This window comes from Selenomonas sp. AB3002 (assembly GCF_000702545.1).
GTDB lineage: Bacteria > Bacillota > Negativicutes > Selenomonadales > Selenomonadaceae > Selenomonas_B > Selenomonas_B ruminantium_A.
On the sequence record NZ_JNIO01000008.1, the window covers coordinates 2,016,197 to 2,034,627 of the forward strand.

General features: G+C 53.8%; 17 protein-coding genes. 3 read left to right on the forward strand and 14 right to left on the reverse strand.

Annotated elements, in window-relative coordinates:
* Positions 1-355: 355 nt before the first annotated feature.
* The 13 genes from ychF to P159_RS0117625 form a co-directional block, all read right to left on the reverse strand.
* Positions 356-1,462, reverse strand: coding sequence for a redox-regulated ATPase YchF (gene ychF / locus P159_RS0117555; RefSeq protein ID WP_029546185.1), 1,107 nt, complete (start codon positions 1,460-1,462; stop codon positions 356-358).
* Between the two features lie 24 nt (positions 1,463-1,486).
* Positions 1,487-2,122 carry a uracil phosphoribosyltransferase gene (upp, locus tag P159_RS0117560; protein WP_029546188.1) on the reverse strand — a complete coding sequence of 212 codons (636 nt, stop codon included), beginning with the start codon at positions 2,120-2,122 and terminating at the stop codon, positions 1,487-1,489.
* A 425-nt stretch (positions 2,123-2,547) separates the two neighbouring features.
* Positions 2,548-3,645: a polysaccharide pyruvyl transferase CsaB gene (csaB, locus tag P159_RS0117570; protein WP_029546189.1), complete on the reverse strand. Its 1,098-nt coding sequence runs from the start codon at positions 3,643-3,645 to the stop codon at positions 2,548-2,550.
* On the reverse strand, positions 3,645-5,717 hold the full coding sequence (locus tag P159_RS0117575) for a DUF5693 family protein (RefSeq protein ID WP_029546191.1): 2,073 nt from the start codon (positions 5,715-5,717) through the stop codon (positions 3,645-3,647). Before P159_RS0117575 ends, csaB begins: the two co-directional genes overlap by 1 nt.
* Positions 5,718-5,734: 17 nt before the next feature.
* The gene (locus P159_RS0117580; RefSeq protein ID WP_029546193.1) at positions 5,735-6,445 is read right to left on the reverse strand and encodes a DUF2993 domain-containing protein; all 711 of its coding nucleotides are present in this window, start codon (positions 6,443-6,445) and stop codon (positions 5,735-5,737) included.
* A 134-nt stretch (positions 6,446-6,579) separates the two neighbouring features.
* Complete coding sequence (gene prfB / locus P159_RS0117585) at positions 6,580-7,686, reverse strand: peptide chain release factor 2 (RefSeq protein WP_029546195.1); 1,107 nt, start codon at positions 7,684-7,686, stop codon at positions 6,580-6,582.
* A 252-nt stretch (positions 7,687-7,938) separates the two neighbouring features.
* Positions 7,939-10,557 (reverse strand): preprotein translocase subunit SecA, encoded by a 2,619-nt coding sequence (gene secA / locus P159_RS0117595; protein WP_029546197.1) that lies wholly within the window; start codon positions 10,555-10,557, stop codon positions 7,939-7,941.
* Between the two features lie 128 nt (positions 10,558-10,685).
* Entirely contained in the window at positions 10,686-11,231 is a 546-nt protein-coding gene (gene raiA, locus P159_RS0117600) for a ribosome-associated translation inhibitor RaiA (protein WP_029546199.1), read from the reverse strand.
* Between the two features lie 139 nt (positions 11,232-11,370).
* Positions 11,371-11,571, reverse strand: a complete 201-nt coding sequence (locus tag P159_RS0117605; protein WP_029546201.1) for a cold shock domain-containing protein — start codon at positions 11,569-11,571, stop codon at positions 11,371-11,373.
* Between the two features lie 314 nt (positions 11,572-11,885).
* Complete coding sequence (locus tag P159_RS0117610; RefSeq protein ID WP_029546203.1) at positions 11,886-12,605, reverse strand: amino acid ABC transporter ATP-binding protein; 720 nt, start codon at positions 12,603-12,605, stop codon at positions 11,886-11,888.
* The gene (locus tag P159_RS0117615; RefSeq protein WP_029546205.1) at positions 12,592-13,257 is read right to left on the reverse strand and encodes an amino acid ABC transporter permease; all 666 of its coding nucleotides are present in this window, start codon (positions 13,255-13,257) and stop codon (positions 12,592-12,594) included. Before P159_RS0117615 ends, P159_RS0117610 begins: the two co-directional genes overlap by 14 nt.
* Before the next feature lie 278 nt (positions 13,258-13,535).
* Positions 13,536-14,333: a basic amino acid ABC transporter substrate-binding protein gene (locus P159_RS0117620; RefSeq protein WP_080706046.1), complete on the reverse strand. Its 798-nt coding sequence runs from the start codon at positions 14,331-14,333 to the stop codon at positions 13,536-13,538.
* A gap of 187 nt (positions 14,334-14,520) precedes the next feature.
* Positions 14,521-14,808 carry a zinc-ribbon domain containing protein gene (locus P159_RS0117625; protein ID WP_029546209.1) on the reverse strand — a complete coding sequence of 96 codons (288 nt, stop codon included), beginning with the start codon at positions 14,806-14,808 and terminating at the stop codon, positions 14,521-14,523.
* 220 nt (positions 14,809-15,028) lie between these two features.
* Between P159_RS0117625 and P159_RS0117630 the strand changes: the two genes are divergently transcribed.
* The 3 genes from P159_RS0117630 to P159_RS0117640 are packed head-to-tail and all read left to right on the forward strand — an operon-like array spanning position 15,029 to position 17,263.
* Complete coding sequence (locus P159_RS0117630) at positions 15,029-16,045, forward strand: glycosyltransferase family 9 protein (protein ID WP_029546210.1); 1,017 nt, start codon at positions 15,029-15,031, stop codon at positions 16,043-16,045.
* Between the two features lie 27 nt (positions 16,046-16,072).
* The gene (locus P159_RS0117635) at positions 16,073-16,657 is read left to right on the forward strand and encodes a YrbL family protein (protein WP_029546212.1); all 585 of its coding nucleotides are present in this window, start codon (positions 16,073-16,075) and stop codon (positions 16,655-16,657) included.
* A 9-nt stretch (positions 16,658-16,666) separates the two neighbouring features.
* Positions 16,667-17,263, forward strand: coding sequence for a YrbL family protein (locus P159_RS0117640; protein WP_029546214.1), 597 nt, complete (start codon positions 16,667-16,669; stop codon positions 17,261-17,263).
* A gap of 57 nt (positions 17,264-17,320) precedes the next feature.
* Here P159_RS0117640 and P159_RS0117645 read toward each other — a convergent pair whose 3' ends face one another.
* Positions 17,321-18,406 carry a hypothetical protein gene (locus P159_RS0117645; RefSeq protein ID WP_029546216.1) on the reverse strand — a complete coding sequence of 362 codons (1,086 nt, stop codon included), beginning with the start codon at positions 18,404-18,406 and terminating at the stop codon, positions 17,321-17,323.
* Between the last annotated feature and the right edge of the window lie 25 nt (positions 18,407-18,431).

Consider the following 18,431-nt stretch of genomic DNA (forward strand, 5'->3'; position numbering starts at 1 on the left):
ACAGACACAACGACACAACATTATGGTATAATATGTGTGCTGTCTATACCAATCTCCCGGATTTTGCATGAAGGGAGGTGCATTTTATGTCCACTTTTCTGTTAGCTATGGTTTCCGGCGTAGTTGGTAGCATAATAGCCCACTACATTTGCAGAGCCATAGATCGGAGACTCGACAGCAAATAAGTGTTAATTTCTGCCGTCCGTTGTACGCCCTAGTCAGGCCCATGCACGGACACAAAAAGGCCGCCCGGGTAGTCATCCCTGGCGGCTTTCTTGTTTGTGCACTCCATTGGTCCACATTCCTGTTATGCCTTAATTATACCACTTGTCACCTGACAAAATCAACAGAAACCTCACACATTGAACAGGAAGTTGGTCACGTCTCCGTCCTGCATGACGTATTCTTTGCCTTCGGTGCGGACCTGGCCCTTTTCGCGGGCTGCGGCCACGGAGCCGGCGGCAATGAGGTCTTCGTAACCCACAATCTCAGCACGGATGAAGCCGCGCTCGAAGTCCGTGTGGATCTTGCCTGCGGCCTTGGGAGCCGTGGTGCCCTTGGTGATGGTCCAGGCACGGCACTCGTCCGGGCCGGCGGTGAGGAAGGTCATGAGGCCCAGCAGGTCAAAGGCACCCTTGATGAGCTTGTCCAGACCGGACTCCTCCAGACCCAAATCAGCCAGGAACTCCTTGGCCTCTTCCTCGTCCAACTCGGCAATCTCGCTCTCCACCTTGGCGGAAATAGTGACTACCTCAGAGCCATGCTGGGCGGCAAAGTCGCGGACTCTCTTCACATACTCATTGTCAGCATCAGCCGTAGCCACCTCATCCTCAGACACGTTGGCCACATAGAGGACCGGCTTCAGAGTCAGCAGGTTCATCTCCTTGATGAGCTCCAGCTCATCCTCAGAGAGTCCCATGCTGCGGGCAGGCTTGGCTTCCTCAAGGGAAGCCTTGATGCGGCGTATCAGCTCATCCTCGGCCTTGGCATCCTTGTTGCCGGACTTGGCCAATTTGGCCAGACGGGAAATGCGCTTCTCCACCACGTCAAGGTCAGCCAGGCAGAGTTCCGTCTGAATAATCTCGATATCACGCAGAGGATCTACGCCGCCCTCCACATGGGTGATGTTGCCATCTTCAAAGCAGCGCACCACATGGGCCACCGCATCCACCTGACGGATGTGTTCCAGGAACTTGTTGCCCAGACCCTCGCCCTGGCTGGCACCCTTCACCAGGCCGGCAATGTCCACGAAACGGACAGAAGCCGGGGTGGTCTTCTTGGAGTTATACATCTCATGGAGCACATTCAAGCGTGCATCCGGCACAGCCACCACGCCCACATTGGGCTCGATGGTACAGAAAGGATAGTTGGCAGCCTCAGCGCCAGCTTTGGTTATTGCGTTAAACAACGTGGACTTGCCTACATTAGGAAGTCCAACGATACCGACTTCTAAATTGCTCATTTAATAAATCACCTTATCTAAATATCAAAGAGTACCGAAAATCCTGTCGCCTGCATCACCCAGACCGGGCACGATGTAGCCATGGTCGTTCAGCTTCTCATCTACAGCGGCCACATACACCGGCACATCAGGATGATCCTTGTTGATGACCTCGATGCCCTCAGGCGCAGCAACTAAGCACATAAGGATAACAGAGTGGGCGCCCTTTTCCTTAATGAGGCTGAGAGCTGCAGAAGCGCTGCCGCCGGTAGCCAGCATGGGATCAACCACGATGAGGGTGCGCTCTGCCACATCGCTGGGCAGCTTGCAGTAATACTCCACAGGCTTCAGGGTCTCCGGGTCGCGATACATGCCCACATGGCCCACACGGGCAGCGGGAATCATGTTCACCACACCGTTGAGCATGCCAAGGCCGGCGCGCAGGATAGGCACAACGCCCACCTTCTTGCCTGCCAGCACTTTTGACTTGCACTTGGCCACGGGAGTCTCAATCTCCACTTCCTTCAGGGGGAAGTCACGAGTAATCTCGTAAGCCATGAACATGGAGATTTCCTCCAGCAGCTCACGGAAATCCTTGGTGCCCGTATCCTTCTGGCGCATGAGGGTCAGCTTATGCTGGATAAGGGGATGGTCAATGACGTTGACTTTCAAATCTGACATGGCAATATCTCCTTTATATCAATATGTTTTCCGAGTTATATCTAATCTATAATATCACGAAAGGACAGCTGACACAACAGAAAAAGAGCCGCCCCCGTAGGAACGGCTCTCCCCTTGTCCATCATGCGGACCTCGCGGTGTCGCAGGCGACCAACCCACAACACCAAATGACCTCTCAGCTAAGTCTATTGTAGCACAATATATATATAAATGCTATAATAATTTTGCTGTGCACCTCTCAGCGGAAGGGAGGGAAAAATATGACTTTCTCAGCTATACTGCGTGACCTCCTGATTTCCGTAATCGCAGGGATGATCGCAAACTATCTGTTCACCGTGCTGATGAATTAGCACAGCCATCAGCAAACACCTCGGGCAAGAGACCAGCCGTTGAGGGAGAAAAGCCACCGCAAGGTGGCTTTTCGTTTATCCTTTTTTCTCCAGCAGCTCAAGCGCTAATTCTGCATTCCGCGCTGCCTTTTCTCTAAGCTCCCCCAATAGCTGGGCATTGCGTTTCTTGAAGGTAGCCTTGTCGTTCCACTTCTTGCGGATTTCCTCCAGCAGGTCTTCTGCCGTGAGACTTTCCAGATCTCCTACCGGCTCCTCGCCGATGGAGGAAAGGAAGCGGTCAATCTTCGGGTCATAGGAAATGCCTATCATGGGCACTCCCATAACCCCTGCGAAAATCAGCGCATGGAGGCGGATAGCCAGCATCAAGTCCATATTCCCAACCAGGGACAGGAACTCGCTGGTGGTGTACTCATCCTCCAGCACAGTGCAGGGCTCTTGCGTCAGCTCTGCAATGCTCTGGGCGGCCCGCACATCTTCGGGGTACTGCATGGGCAGGAATACCACCCTTGCTTTCAGATCCCTGACAATGGCATCGCTGGCTTTGGCCAGTTCCTCCTTGAAGTGATGGCACCCCTGCCAGTCGCGGACAGAAATACCTACTACGGGACTAGCGCCCTCGGCGTGATACTTCTTGAAGATGGCGCGGCCAGCTTCCTTGTCCACGGGATGGATAGCCAGCACCGGGTCAGCAGTGCACTCAATATGCGGACGGGTGATGCCCAGGCTGGCCAGCTCTGCCAATGAACCTTTATCACGCACGGTGATAAGGTCAACCCTGTTGGCAATATGCCCCATGACCCGCCGGGCCATGCGCCCCCTGATAGGGCCGATGCCCTGGGCATAGAGCATGACCCTGGTGCCCAGCATCTCCGCCATCTTGATAATGGCGAGATAATAGTAGAGGCTCCTGCGGCTGGTGACATTCTGGAGGAGACTGCCGCCGCCGCTGATGAGAAGGTCTGCCTTTTTCAGCGCCTTGCAGATAGCAGTCATGTCCAGCCAGGAAATGGCTTCTACGCCGTGACGCTTGGCGGTATCCTGCGGGGCAGCCGAAATGACGGTGATATGAAGTTCTGGTTCCAGGTCACCTAGCACTTCCAGCATAGCCGCCAGCATAGCTTCGTCGCCGGCGTTCTTCGAGCCATAGTATCCTGAGATGACAATCCTGCTCATCAGTCTTTCTTGCTCCCCTCCTGATTTCCCTTAGCGGCACGAGCCATGACGGCCTGCCAGATTTCCACCATGACCATGGCGGCGGCGCCTACGAAGGCGCCCAGTACGATGCCCCCAATCCCGCGCACGAAGGACATGTAAATCGGCGTGCGCATGTGGGCAAAGGTTTCTACCATAGAGCCCTGTCCGATAGCAGCCACCAGCACCAGAGCAAACAGCACCATGGTAGGCCACTTCCTGAAGAAGGCCATGGCCGCCAGCATGAAGGCCGGGTGGCCTATCATCAGCTCCTTGGTGCGGGGTCTTGCATAGAGAGCCTTTTCCAGGAAGGCCCTGAACTGTAGCTCCAGGCCGGACACAGGCATGCCCGAAGTGTGGCCGCTGCGGGCCACGAACACAATGCCTGCCACCAGCACGAAGAAAAGTCCCACCAGCGTCTTGATTTTCACAGGCATATCCAGGATTTTCTTCATCTGGGCTACCACGCCGTCGCAGTCATCCATCTTGCCATCAAAGATATCGAAGCGCTGCATGAAGGCAACAGCCACGAGGATAATGGGCATGACAAAAGTCAGCTTGATGCCCCGGAAGATATTGAACTCCAGGAAATACTCCGTATCAGCCAGCGAACCGGACAGATAAGCCGCCCCCATATAAGAGCAGGCCCCCGTCACCCAGAGGGCAAGCGCCGCCGTCACAATCATGCGGGGCAGGGAAATATGCTCCGGCATTTTCCTGCTGCGCACAAAGTCCATCAGATAGATGATGGCTAAAGACGGGAACAGATTGGCACTGGCAAGAGCTGCCACCACGCGAATCTTGGAGCCGCTGCCCATAAGCACCGGGACAGCAGCTATGATTGCAAAGACAGCAAAGAGAATGTACTGGAGCTTCCTGCGGCGATTGAGGGCAGGTATCACCAGAGACAGATAAAGGACACCTGCAGCAGCTACGCCTGCCATCACCAGCGCCCGCAGGATCTTGGACGGATAGTAGGCGGCAAAAGTGCCAGCCTTGTCTATCTCATAGCCCTGCTCTGTAAGCTTGTCATGGACGGCCTTGAAATACTCCATGTTGGTTGACAGGAGAGTCTTGTCCGGTGCAGGCTTTTCATAGATGCGCAGGAGGTCGATACGGATATTGCGTTCTTCGTCCGTGTTGCTCCAACGCTCCACGGCAGCATCAATCTTGAGCTTGGGCAGTTCATCCTTGCCAATGGAATAGAGGCGCACCACATGATCATAGCCAAGACCTGCCGCCAATTCCTTCATACCATCCTGAGGATAGAACTGAAGCTGGGTCACGCCCTCAATCAGACCGAGATTGATGCTTTTCTCCTTCATCTTATCTACGGTAGCCTGCAAAGACTTGTTTGCTCCCAGCACCTGAGAGCCGCTGTAGACGATTTCGGAAACATCTATGCCCTCAAGACGTTTGAAAACTGCCTCCACATCATCGGGGGTGCAGGCTTCGTAGTTGCTGGGACGGGCCAGCACATGGAAACCTGCGGCATTCACGGCCTTCATCTCGTCCGTGGGCATGCCAATATTCATTTTCTCAAAAGACTCATAGTGTGCCTTGACAGCCAGCACTTCTTCGCTGCCCACCTGCAGCACCGTCACCCGGTCAGCCCCCAGGCGGCGGAAAAGGTCTTCCTTTACCTCCTTGTAGGTCTGAGGGTCATGTCCCACCACGTAAACCTCAGTGCCCACTACCCTGCCGCTGGCACAAAGGTCGCGCCAGGCAGGGTCCGTGAGGCTGCCGCTATGATAGCGGTTCAGTATATCACTGCCCTTGGTGGCAGTGGTCTTGCCGTTGACGTTGAGTTTTTTGAAGGTAGTTTCGTACACTGCCAGACTGGAAATCCCGGCTTCACGGGCTTCCTTCAGCACCTGCTCCGGCGGCAATCCCTCACGCTCTGCCAGTTCCAGCAAGCCCTCATAGTCTATAGCCAGGTCTACCTGACGGCTGGCCTGCTCCACCTGATGCCGCTGAACACCAATGATGAGAGCAGCTATAAGCCCCAGGATAATGACTCCTAACAGCAGCTTATTGTATTTCCAAACCTTCATGCTTTAATCCACCTTCATCAATCTTCAGCCTTTGGCAATTCTGCTTTTACAGCGATTGAACCATCCAGCTGCCTGACTTCCGTCACCCTCATATCAAGGGGAATCCTGTTGGGGCCTGCCAAAAGCACATCCCCAAACACATCACCGAAAAGCCCTTCCAGCTTCAATTTGCCCAGGCGGCTGTTCTTCAAGGACAGATGCTCCATGCGGAAATACAAAGAGCCGCTGTCCTCCACCACCTGACCGGAAAGTTCTGCCTGGGCCATCTTGCCCATGACTTTTACCTCAGCGGTAACCAGCACCTTCTCCGGGGTGATCTTCACCTGGACATTTTCCAGCTTGTCTACTCTGCGGGAAAGAACTTCCCGCAGGTTTTCTTCATCTATGATACCCTGCAAGGTGAGCTTTTCCGCTCTGGAAACCTTGAATTTCTCATCATCAAGCAGGGATGCCATATCAATATGGACATCCTTTCCCTCCATGGTCAGTTCTTTAACGTAAACCTGACCCACCTTCGCCTGATGAGTCACAGCCTGCAGGTTGTCCACCTGGCCGAGAAGCATCAGGAAACTGGGAGAGGAATCTATACTCACCTGAGCATCCTGGGAAGCTAACCTGTCGCCTATGCGACGCTCCAAAGTTGAAGATATCACTGTAGGCAGCACACATTCAACCAGCACAGCTAAGATAACCAGCAAAAGGCTGCCCGCTATAAGAATCTTACGCATATACGACCCCCCGGCGGCCCACGGAGGGGCCGCTCCCGCAGACCTTTGGACTCGCGTGAAGCGATCCAGGTCTGCAATCTCTTTTGGTACTTTTCTCTGATGCAGAGAAAAGTACGGGCGCAGCCCCCGCTAACTTAAATCTCGTGATTAGCCTTAGCCGCCAGGAAGGCGCGAATAAACGGATCAATATCCCCATCCATCACCGCCTGCACATTGCCGGTCTCGGCACTGGTGCGGTGATCCTTCACCATGGTATAGGGCTGGAACACATAGGAGCGAATCTGGCTGCCCCACTCGATCTTCTGCTGGTCGCCTTCCAGCTTGGCCAGCTCTGCTTCCTTCTTCTCCATCTCAAGCTCAAAGAGCTTGGCGCGAAGCATCTTGAGGCACTGCTCGCGGTTCTGCAGCTGGGAGCGCTCGTTCTGGCACTGCACCACGATGCCCGTGGGCTCATGGGTCATGCGGACAGCGGAAGAAGTCTTGTTGATGTGCTGGCCGCCGGCGCCGCTGGCCCGGTAGGTATCTACACGCACATCAGCCATATTGATGTCCACTTCCACTGCATCGTCAATCTCCGGCATGATATCGCAGGCGGAGAAAGAAGTGTGACGGCGGGCATTGGCATCAAAGGGAGAAATGCGCACCAGACGGTGGATACCCTTCTCAGACTTCAGGAAGCCGTAGGCATTGTGACCTTTGATAAAGAGGGTAGCAGACTTCACGCCAGCTTCATCGCCGGGCAGGAGATCTGCCGTCTCCACAGTAAAGCCGTGGCGCTCAGCCCAGCGGCCGTACATGCGCAGGAGCATCTGGGTCCAGTCCTGGGCCTCAGTTCCGCCTGCACCAGCATGGAGAGTGAGGATGGCATTGTTGGCATCATAAGGACCGGACAGCAGCACTTCCAGCTGCAGGGCCTCCAGGCCCTCGGCCACTTCCTCCAGCTCTGCCTTCACATCGTCTTCCATGGAAGGATCATCTTCCTCCAGACCCATTTCCAGCAGGGTCTCGGCATCCTCATGCTTGGCGCGCAGAGCCTTGTACTTGTCCACCCCGGACTTCAGGTCAGCCAGTTCCTGATTGATTTTCTGGGCAGCTTCTGCATCGTCCCAGAAGGTGGGCTCCCCCATCTTATATTCCAGCTCGGCAATCTTCTCTTCCTTCACAGGGATTTCAAGTGCTTCGGCCATGTGGTCGAGTTTTTCCTTGAGTTCGCCCAGCTGGGGTTTTAAATCTTCAAGCATTGTATATACCTTTCTATCACTATTAGAATGCGGACTTAACCTGGCGGGAGGGCGTGTGCCCCTAAGCGGAGCGTAAGTTGTTTCGCGTCAGGCTTGATTTTTTTGTCTGCCAAACTCCTCATAAAAAGCAGCGTCGTCCAAACGCAGTGCGTTCAGCTGCTTTTTAAGGATTAAATACAAGACAAAAAAATCAAGCAGCAAAACAACGTGCGCAGCGTGGGACATACGCCCTCACGCCGTCGCAACGTAACTTTACGCATTCTTCCCGCAGCAATTCTTATACTTCTTGCCGCTGCCGCAGGGGCAGGGATCATTTCTTCCTACTTTGCTGCCGTCCTTGTTGGTGACAGGCTTCTTCACCTCGGCGGCGCTTACATCATCGCCATGGGCAGCCTGCGCTTCCTTGAGGCTGTCGGTGAGCTTGGAGCGCTCGGCGGCAATAGTGCGCTGCATCTGCTCCTTCTGAGCCTCGGCAGCCCGGGCCTGAGCTTCTGCATCCTCCTCAGCAGCCTGGGGCTGGGGCATGACGATGCTCACATGGTACATGAGGGAGGCAATCTGGTCCATGATGGAGCCTTCCATTTCCTCGAACATGTCGAGAGCCTCGATCTTGTACTCCACCAGCGGATTCCTCTGGCCGTAAGCCCTGAGATTGATGCCCTCCCGGAGCATATCCATGTGGTCCAGATGTTCCTTCCACTTCTGGTCAACCACGCGGAGCATGACTACCTTCTCCAGCTCGCGCATATTGTCCTCGCCAAAGAGGAGCTCACGCTGGCTGTAGCATTCCTCAGCCAGGCCCTCAAGAGTCTCCTTGAGTTCGTCGCGGCTGAGTTCCACCAGTTCTTCCTTCTTCAGGCGCCCTGCGGGAGCATAAATCTTCTCAGCATCCTCAATAAGGCCGTCCAGCGTCCATTCCTCGGGGTAGAGCTTCTCATTGGCATACTGGTCCATCTCAGCCTTGATGATGTGCTTCACCATGCCCATGATGTTCTCCCGGAGGTTCTCGCCCTTGAGGATCTTCTTGCGCTCGCCATAGATGACCTCGCGCTGCTGGTTCATGACATCATCGTACTCAAGGACGTGCTTGCGGATATCGAAGTTCCGCGCCTCCACCTTCTTCTGGGCGTGCTCCACAGACCTGGTGATCAGGCTGTGCTCGATGGGCTCGTCCTCCTCCATGCCCAGCTTGTCCATCATGCCCGCAATGCGGTCAGCGGCAAAGAGGCGCAGGAGATCATCTTCCAGCGACAGGAAGAAGCGGGACTCACCGGGGTCACCCTGACGGCCTGCACGACCACGGAGCTGGTTGTCGATACGGCGGGACTCGTGGCGCTCGGTGCCCACGATGAACAGGCCTCCCAGTTCTTCCACGCCCTCGCCCAGCTTGATATCCGTGCCGCGACCTGCCATGTTGGTAGCAATGGTGACAGCGCCCTTCTGACCGGCGTCAGCCACAATCTCAGCTTCCTTTTCATGGAACTTGGCGTTCAGCACATTATGGGGAATGCCGTACTTCTTCAGCACCGCGCTCAATTCCTCAGACTGGGTGATGGAGGTGGTACCGATGAGCACAGGCTGGCCCTTGGCATGGATTTCCGCCACCTTCTGGCCCACAGCCTTATACTTGGCCTTCTTGGTCTTGTAAATGAGGTCAGGATGGTCGATGCGCTGCACCGGCTTGTTGGTGGGCACCACAATGACAGGCAGGTTGTAGATCTTCAGGAACTCGTCTTCCTCGGTCTTGGCGGTACCTGTCATGCCGCCCAGCTTGTCATACATGCGGAAGTAGTTCTGGAAGGTAATGGTAGCCAGAGTCTGGGACTCGCGCTGGATCTTCACGCCTTCCTTGGCCTCGATGGCCTGGTGGAGGCCGTCAGAATAACGGCGGCCCTCCATAAGACGGCCCGTGAACTCGTCCACGATGATGATTTCATCATTGCGCACCACATAGTCACGGTCCCGCTTCATGAGCGCCTTGGCCCTGAGTGCGGCATTGAAGCAGTGGGACAGCTCGATATTCTCGGGAGCATAGAGGTTGGAAATGCCCAGCATCTGCTCAATCTTGGGCACAGTGCTGTCGGCGGCTGCCACAGTCTTCTGCTTCTCATCAACCGTGTAGTCCGTGCCCTCCTTGAGCCCTGCCACAGCACGGGCCATCACGGCGTACATATCCGTGGACTTCTCGCCGGGACCGGAGATGATCAACGGGGTACGGGCCTCATCCACCAGAATGGAGTCCACCTCGTCCACGATGGCAAAGTTCAGCTCCCTCTGCACCATCTGGTCTTCATAGATGACCATGTTGTCGCGAAGATAGTCAAAACCGAACTCATTGTTGGTACCGAAAGTGACATCGCAGCTATAGGCGTACTTGCGCTCCGGGAAGTCCATATCATGGGCAATCAGGCCCACAGAAAGGCCCAGGAACTTATAGAGCCTGCCCATCCACTCGCTGTCGCGGCGGGCCAGATAGTCGTTCACCGTCACCATGTGGACGCCCTTGCCAGTAAGGGCGTTCAAATAAACGGCCAGAGTTGCCACCAGGGTCTTGCCTTCACCGGTGCGCATCTCGGCAATGCGGCCCTCATGCAGGCACATGCCGCCAATCATCTGCACATCAAAGTGACGCATGCCCAATACCCGGCGGGAAGCCTCGCGGGTTACGGCAAAAGCCTCGGGCAGGATATCGTCCAGGGTCTCACCACTCGCCAGTCTTTCCTTAAACTTAGCTGTATAACCAGTCAGCTTGTCATCCGTCAGATTTTGCATAGCCGGTTCCAGGCCGTTGATCTTCTCCACGACCTCCCTGTACCTGGCTATTTCTTTATCGTTATTGTCACCTAAGAATCTCTTCAAGAATCCCAGCAAGCAAATCACTCCTTCTATTAGGTCTGCACCTTACAATATTAGCAGACTGCCTATGATAAGTCAATTTTAACGGATAGCAAAAAGGCCCCCTCTTTCGAGGGAGCCTCGCTGCGCTTATTAACTTATCCTTACTCGCCGGACTCAATCAGCCCGTAGTCACCGTCATCACGGCGGTAAACCACATTCACATCTTCGGTATCAGCATCCCTGTAGACAAAGAAGTTGTGGTTCAGGAGGTTCATCTGCATGATGGCTTCCTGCACGTCCATGGGACGCACCATGAACTTCTTCTTCTTGACTACTGCATACTCCTCACCTTCATCACGGGGAGCCGTGATGGTGGCATCCTTGAAGGCCTCAGCCTTCAAGCCTCCGCTGCGGAAACGCCTGGAAAGCTTCGTCTTCTGCTTGTGGATCTGGCGTTCCAGTTTCTCTACTACCAAATCAATAGAGGTGTACATATCCATGGTGGCTTCCTCACCGCGCAGGAGAATACCGCCCTGCACCGGCACGGTCACCTCTACGATATGACGGCCCTTGGAGACAGTCAGAAGCACGGTGATCTCACCGACTTTTTCAAAGTACTTCGTGACTTTGCCCACCCTTTTCTCCACGTATTCACGCAGGGAAGGAGTGATCTCGATGTTCTTGCCTCTTACAGTGAATGTTGCCATACGCCACATCCCCTTTCTGTTTTATGTATATAGCTATTCTACGCAAAAAGGGAAATCCCTTCTGCATATAAAAAAAATAACCCCAGGTTCCTATCGAACCCGGAGCCATTTTTGGTTATGCTATTTTGAAGCTCTGCGATTAAGCAGTCTTGACCACGTTGGCAGCCTGGGGACCACGAGCACCTTCCACGATCTCGAATTCCACGTCCTGGCCCTCAACGAGAGTCTTGAAGCCTTCATCCTGAATAGCGGAGAAATGCACGAACACGTCGTCGCCATCCTCACGAGCGATGAAGCCGTAGCCTTTTTCTGCACTGAACCATTTCACTTTGCCTACCATAGAGATTCCTCCTAAAAAACCGGCAATGCCTCCAAGCGTGGCACTACCTCCAAACCGCATCCCAGCGGCAACTTACTTGTGAAGGTCAATCGCCCTCACGAGTCACTATTATAAAGAATATTTATAGACTTGTCAACCTTGCCTTATGTTTTAGTATTATATGCCACAAATTCATTCCCATTCCCTCGCACTTCCCCCACGGCGGCCCAGGGACGGGCCGCTCCCGCAGACCTTTGGATTCACGTGAAGTGATCCAGGTCTGCAGTCTCTTTTGGTACTTTTCTCTGCATCAGAGAAAAGTACGAGGCGAAGCCTCAAAGGACTTTAGACAAGAAACTCCGGGTACGTTCTTCTTTGGGGTGTTCGAAAACCTCTTTCGGAACTCCCTGCTCAATAATCCTTCCCTCATCCACAAAAAGCAGCCTGTCCCCCACTTCTCTGGCGAACCCCATCTCATGGGTCACAATCACCATGGTCATGCCCTCCTTGGCCAGTGAACGCATGACATCCAGCACCTCGCCCACCATCTCAGGGTCAAGGGCAGAGGTAGGCTCGTCAAAGAGCATCACCTTGGGGTGCATGGCAAGGGCTCTTGCTATGGCCACGCGCTGCTGCTGGCCGCCGGAGAGCTGAGGCGGATAGCTGTCTGCTTTCTCAGAAAGGCCCACCCGGGCCAGCAGTTCCCTGGCAGTCTTCTCAGCCTCATCTTTGGCCACCTTCTTGACCTTCATGGGAGCCAGCATGATATTTTCCAGCACCGTCATATGCGGGAAGAGGTTGAAGCGCTGGAACACCATGCCAACTTCCTCCCGCACCTTGTTGATGTGCGCCTCCCCGTCAAGAGGAATGCCGTCCACCGTCACCAGTCCTGCCGTGGGCTGCTCAAGGTAGTTCATGCAGCGCAGCAAAGTGGACTTGCCAGAGCCGGAGGGGCCGATGATGACCACTACCTCCTTGGCATCTATGGACAGGTCAATGCCCCTCAATACCTCATTTTCCCCGAAGGATTTCTTCAGTCCCTTAATGTCTATCATCTGCTGCAAACCTCTTTTCCAAATAAGCCACAAAGCGGGAAATGGTGAGTGTCATCACCAGATAAATGATAGCCACGCTGATCCAGATCTCCAGCGAGCCGTAAGTCTTGGCGATGATCAGCTGGCCCCGGCGGGTCAGTTCCTCAAAACCGATGACAGACACCAGGGAAGAATCCTTCAGCAGGGCAATGAACTCATTGCCCAGAGGGGGGATAACCCGCTTGAAGGCCTGGGGCACGATGATGTAGCGCATGGTCTGAGTCCAGGTCATGCCCAGGGAACGCCCTGCCTCCATCTGCCCGTTGTCAATGGACTGGATGCCAGCCCGGAAAATCTCCGCCACATAAGCTCCGGAGTTGATGCCGCAGGCACCGATAGCCGCCACATAAGGGTCAATGCGTTGGCCCGTGATCACCGGCAGGGCAAAGTACACCAGGAAAATCTGTATGAGCAGCGGCGTACCCCGGAAGAAGTCCACATAAATCGCCGCCAGCCACTCCAAGGGCTTGATGCGGCAGATGCGGGCAATGCCCACAAAAAGACCGATGATGACACCCACAGCCACAGACATTGCCGTGATCTTGATGGTAACCCCTGCGCCCAGGAGCAGCAGTGGGAAAGAGTTTACAACCAAATCGAAATTAAAGGACATAAGCCCACCTCTTCACGAATAATTATACATCAAAATCGAATAACTATGTGAATTATACACTTTGCAAACTGTCCTGTCAACGTGTACATAATAAACAAACGCCACGCCTCCCTGCACAGGGAAAACATGACGTTTATTTATGCATCCATTACAACCTCACCCACTTGAGTGAGGGGCATGGACATGGCATAAGCGGAACGTGTGGAATTTGGCCGCAGGCCGAAGTCCAAGTGAAGCGCTGCCATGCCCATGACCCGAACGCCTTGCATGCGCCAGACTTACTTCTTGGCGCCGCCGAACCACTTGTCATAAATCTTCTGGTACTCGCCGTTGTCCTTGAGCTTCTTGAGGGCAGCATTGATTTCCTTCTGGAGGTCAGCGTTGTCCTTGCTCATGGCAATGCCATAGTTCTCAGCAGTGAGCTTCTCAGTCAGCTCTTTCACGCCCGTGGCACCGCTCTTGGTGATGTAGTACTCATTCACCGGCTTGTCGTTGACCACAGCGTCCACGCCATTTGCCTTCAGCTCCATGAAGCAGTCAGCAGGGGTGTTGAGCTCCTTGATCTCCACGCCCTCAATCTTCTTCACTTCCTCAGCGCTGGTAGTGCCGATCTGCACAGCTACCTTCTTGCCCTTGAGGTCCTGGAACTTCTTGATGGCTTCCTCATTGTCACGGACAATCATGGTGAGGCCGGCTTCATAGTAGGGGTCAGAGAAGTTCACGTTCTTCTGGCGCTCCTCATTGATGGTCATGCCGGAAATGATGGCATCGATGTTCTTGGCCTGCAGAGCAGGAATCAAGCCGTCAAAGCCCATGTCCTTGATTTCCACCTCACGGCCCATCTCCTTGCCGATGGCACGGATGAGGTCCATGTCAAATCCCTGGAACTCCTTCTGAGTCTCATCCTGGAACTCGAAAGGAGCAAAGTCAGCCGAGCAGCCAACCCGCAGGATCTTCTCCCCGGAAGCAGCCCCGCTGCCGGAAGTTGCCTGCTGGTCGCCGCCGCAACCTGTGAAAGCCGCCACGCTAAGAGCGCAGGCAGCAGCTACTGCCATGAGTTTCTTGAACTTGAACATAATATTCCCCCTATTCTCAAACTAAGAGAAGCCCGGAATACGCTTCCGGGCTTCACCTTCACGCAACACTATAATATATAATATAACAATTTTACAATTGTTGAAAGGCCAATTGGTAATTTTGCCTGCGGCAAAATTTGAACAGCTACCTTATAACAATGTTACGTTTTATGCAAATATGCTTTTGTTAGGCCTCAGCGCGATGCTTGTTGAAGCAGTCACGGCAATAAACCGGACGGTCGTTCTTCGGCTCGAAGGGCACCTCGGTCTCCTTGCCGCAGTCAGCGCAGGTGACCTTGAACATCTGGCGCTGCTCACCGCCATCACGGCTGCGGCGGCGCTTGTCGCGGCAGTCACGGCAACGTGCCGGCTCATTCTCGAAACCCTTCTCAGCGTAGAATTCCTGTTCACCAGCGGTGAAAGTGAACTCTTTGCCACATTCCTTGCATACTAAAGTCTTGTCTTCGAATGCCATACGATAATCCCCTTACTGAAAAATATAGTTTACCTGCGTCCCCTGACTCAAACGATTCTCGAACGCCCATAGGGGTAGTATACTACAAAATAAGGGAAAATGCAAATTATTTGTGAGTTGTGCGAATATTCTCCTGCATTCCACCATGCACAGCAGGCCGCAATTGTGTTATACTTATGCATGAACTATAGACACTTTCTCCTTTGGAAAGGAATAACTAATGAAAAACTTTCTTATCGTAAAACTAAGTGCTATTGGCGATGTGATACACGCCCTGCCTACGGCTTACGCCCTCAAGGAAACGTACCCGGACTGCCATATCACCTGGGTAGTGGAACCCCCTGCCTATGACCTGGTGAACATGTGCCCCCATATTGACGAAGTCATTCTCTTTGAAAAGAAAAAGTTCAAATCTTTCCGGGGATTCCTGCGGGAGTACGGTCCCCTGAAGCGCAAGATCCAATTGCGGAACTATGATGCCGTACTGGATCTGCAGGGTCTTTTCAAATCAGCCGCCATTGCCAGACTGGGCAAAGCCCCCATCAAGCTGGGCATGTGCAATATGAGAGAACTCAGCGACCGCATTTCCCGCCCCGTCATCGGTCCCCATGCAAACGGCCACATTGTAGAGCGCTACCTGGATGTGGCCCGTGCCCTGAACTGCCGGGTGGATGAAGTACGCCTGACCCTTGAGGTGCCCGACAGGGAAGCAGACATTGCCAGGCGGATTTTCAGCCAGGCAGGAGCAAATATGGACAATGACTATGCAGTATTTGCCATAGGCGCCAACTGGCCCAACAAGCGCTGGCCAGCCAGGCACTTCGCCCAGCTTTCTGACAGGCTCTACGACAGGAAAATCATCCCCATACTGGTGGGCGGCGGGCCGGTTGATGAGCAGCGGGCCGCTGAAATATGCTCCTACACGGAGATTCCACCCGTGAATTTAGTGGGCAGGACGAATTTCAAGCAGCTCACCTATATCCTGCAGCAGGCGAAGCTGTGCCTGGGCGGCGATACCGGCCCTGTGCACCTTGCCGCAGGCCTTGGCACCCCCACCATCATGGTCATGGGTCCCACCGATGCCAACCGCAACGGCCCCTATGGACAGCCTGGAAACGCCATAGAGGTTGACCGTCCCTGCCGCTACTGCTGGCAGAGAGCCTGCCCCAAGCACCTGGACTGCCTGGAGGCCATCACCGTAGAGCACGTGCTGGAAAAAATGGAAGAACTGCTTTGAAAAATTTACTGATTGGAGATTGTTTTTATGCTGATTATGACAGATTCGCTGTATATAGGCAAAGGCTTGCACAAGGTGGCTTATGTGCATCCTGAGGATGAAGACAAGGTCATCAAGATTCCCTTCAATCCCAAGGATGCCGAACTGCGGCAGGAACTGGCCTATCGAAAGGCCAGAGCCTTCCGTCACCTGCAGTCGGAGCTTCTGACCAAACATTACGGCCCTGTGGAAACTGACAAGGGCACGGGGCAGGTCTTTGAGCGTGTCCGCAATGCAGACGGCAGCGAGTGCGAGACTCTGGGTGAGTTCCTGGACAAGCAGAAGGAAGCTGGCTGGCCGGACAGAAAATTTGCCCGTGAGCTGATAGAAGGCTTTACCCGGCAGGTTATGAAGGAGCGAATCCTCACCAACGATACCAGCCTGATAAATTTCCTGCTGCAGCGGGATGAGGCAGGCAAAATACGCCTGCGCATTATCGACAATGTGGGCAGCCCCGTGAAGATTCCCTTGGTTTACTACTGGGACTACATGACCCGCTCACATATCAAACGCTACCTGAGACGGCTCCGGCGAGATCTCATGGACAACTATGCGGGCCTGTTTGAAGAATAAGGAGATACCATGCTGAAATTAAAAGAAGAACAGTTCCTTGGGGACGGCAATCACAAGAAGGTATATATCCACCCCGAGGATGAGCACAAATGCGTGAAGCTGCTGTTCACCCCGGATGACCCGGATATGAAGCGGGAGTTCCGCTATCGCAGATCCTTGGGCAAAAGGGAAGGCCAGATGCCTCTTCTGACCAAGTATTACGGTACGGAAGAAACAGACCAGGGCCTGGGCTATGTCTTTGAACGGGTGGTGGACTATGATGGCAGCGTGAGCCGCACCCTCCTTTCCGAACTGGAGAACCCCACGGACAGAGCCAGACTGGAGCAGATTTTGAGGGACTTCCACCAGGAATTCATGCGTGAGCGCTTCGCCCCGGCAGGGGTGGATCCCGATAATTTCCTGGTTCAGCGCATATCCGCAACCGAATCCCGGGTCCGCATCATTGACAATATCGGCACCTCTGCCAAGTTCCCCCTTGAGTATTACGTAGGCTTCCTGGCGAAGAAGCGGGCCCAAAAATACTGGAACCGTCTGGTAGGCGATATTGCCAGAGATTTTCCCCATGCTGTTTCCAAAGAGTGCATAGAATCCCTTTGGGAACGCTGAAAGGTCAAATAAAAAACGAGAGCCTCTCCTCGCAGCAGGCTCTCGTTTTTTACTCTATTAATTTTCTGAAGTTGCCTTATTTTGCTCCGGCTTGATCACATCACGGATGAAGAAGGCGGTCAGGATTATGAAGGACACATATAGCAGGCTCAGATCCCTGATTTCATCCGGCAGAACGAACATGAAGTAGAGGATACCATTTATCAAGAGCGCCAGCTTGGCATGATTCTTCCAAGCATCTGTCAAATGATGCCAAGCTTTTTTCACGATCCAGTAGACACAGATCATATGCGGCAGGAACATCCCCCGTCCCAGGGGAACGCCATAAATGGTCGTGGTATTGAAGTAGCTGCCGATACGCCATACACTCCCCAGGTGATCCTTGATGCGCCAGTCAGCCATATCCCCGGGATTGCCGGCGTACAGCGCACGGATATATAGATAAGTCACACCCGCAATAAAAGCTGTTCCCAGGGTAATACCGGCTGCTTTTTTGACCTCATAATGACTGCGGGCCAAAGGATACAGGGTCAGCAGGAAAAACAGGAAGGATTCCTTGTTGGCCTCGGCAATAGGAGCCAGGACTACCAACCCAGGCCAGTTGCCATGGAGGGCGAAGCGGGCAGCCATGAACATGAACAGGACTTCAAATATATCATAATAATATCCCCCCAACACCTCAAAAAAGGGGAATATCAGGGCAAAAAACATGGCCCCCAGCGTGCCTGTCACCTTGTCCTGGACTATCTCGCACAGCAGGGAACGCAAAATCCAGATGGCAGCAAAAAAAGCCAGGAAGCAGAAGAAATACATCAGATGATATTCTATGACATATTCCCTGGGTATGTCAGCCTTGGCATATATTTTCCCGATGGAGCTGCTTTTGATAAGTTTTGCCTCCAGCTTTTCCTGGGTCTGCTCCGGCAGGGCATCGGCAATGCGCTTCACTGTCTGTGGCAACAGCTGCCTGTGCACGAAGGGGCGCTTAGCTGTCTCCTCCACCATAGCTGTGAAGCCCATGGCCTCGGCACCGTCACGGAAGGCCCAGTTGGCAAAAAAGCCTGAGTAGCTGGCAGCCGAAATCACCAGTATCAAAAAAAACACCATGAATTTGCGTATAATCTTATCAATTTTTTGTTCCAAAACTATCTCTCCAGTCACCCTTCAC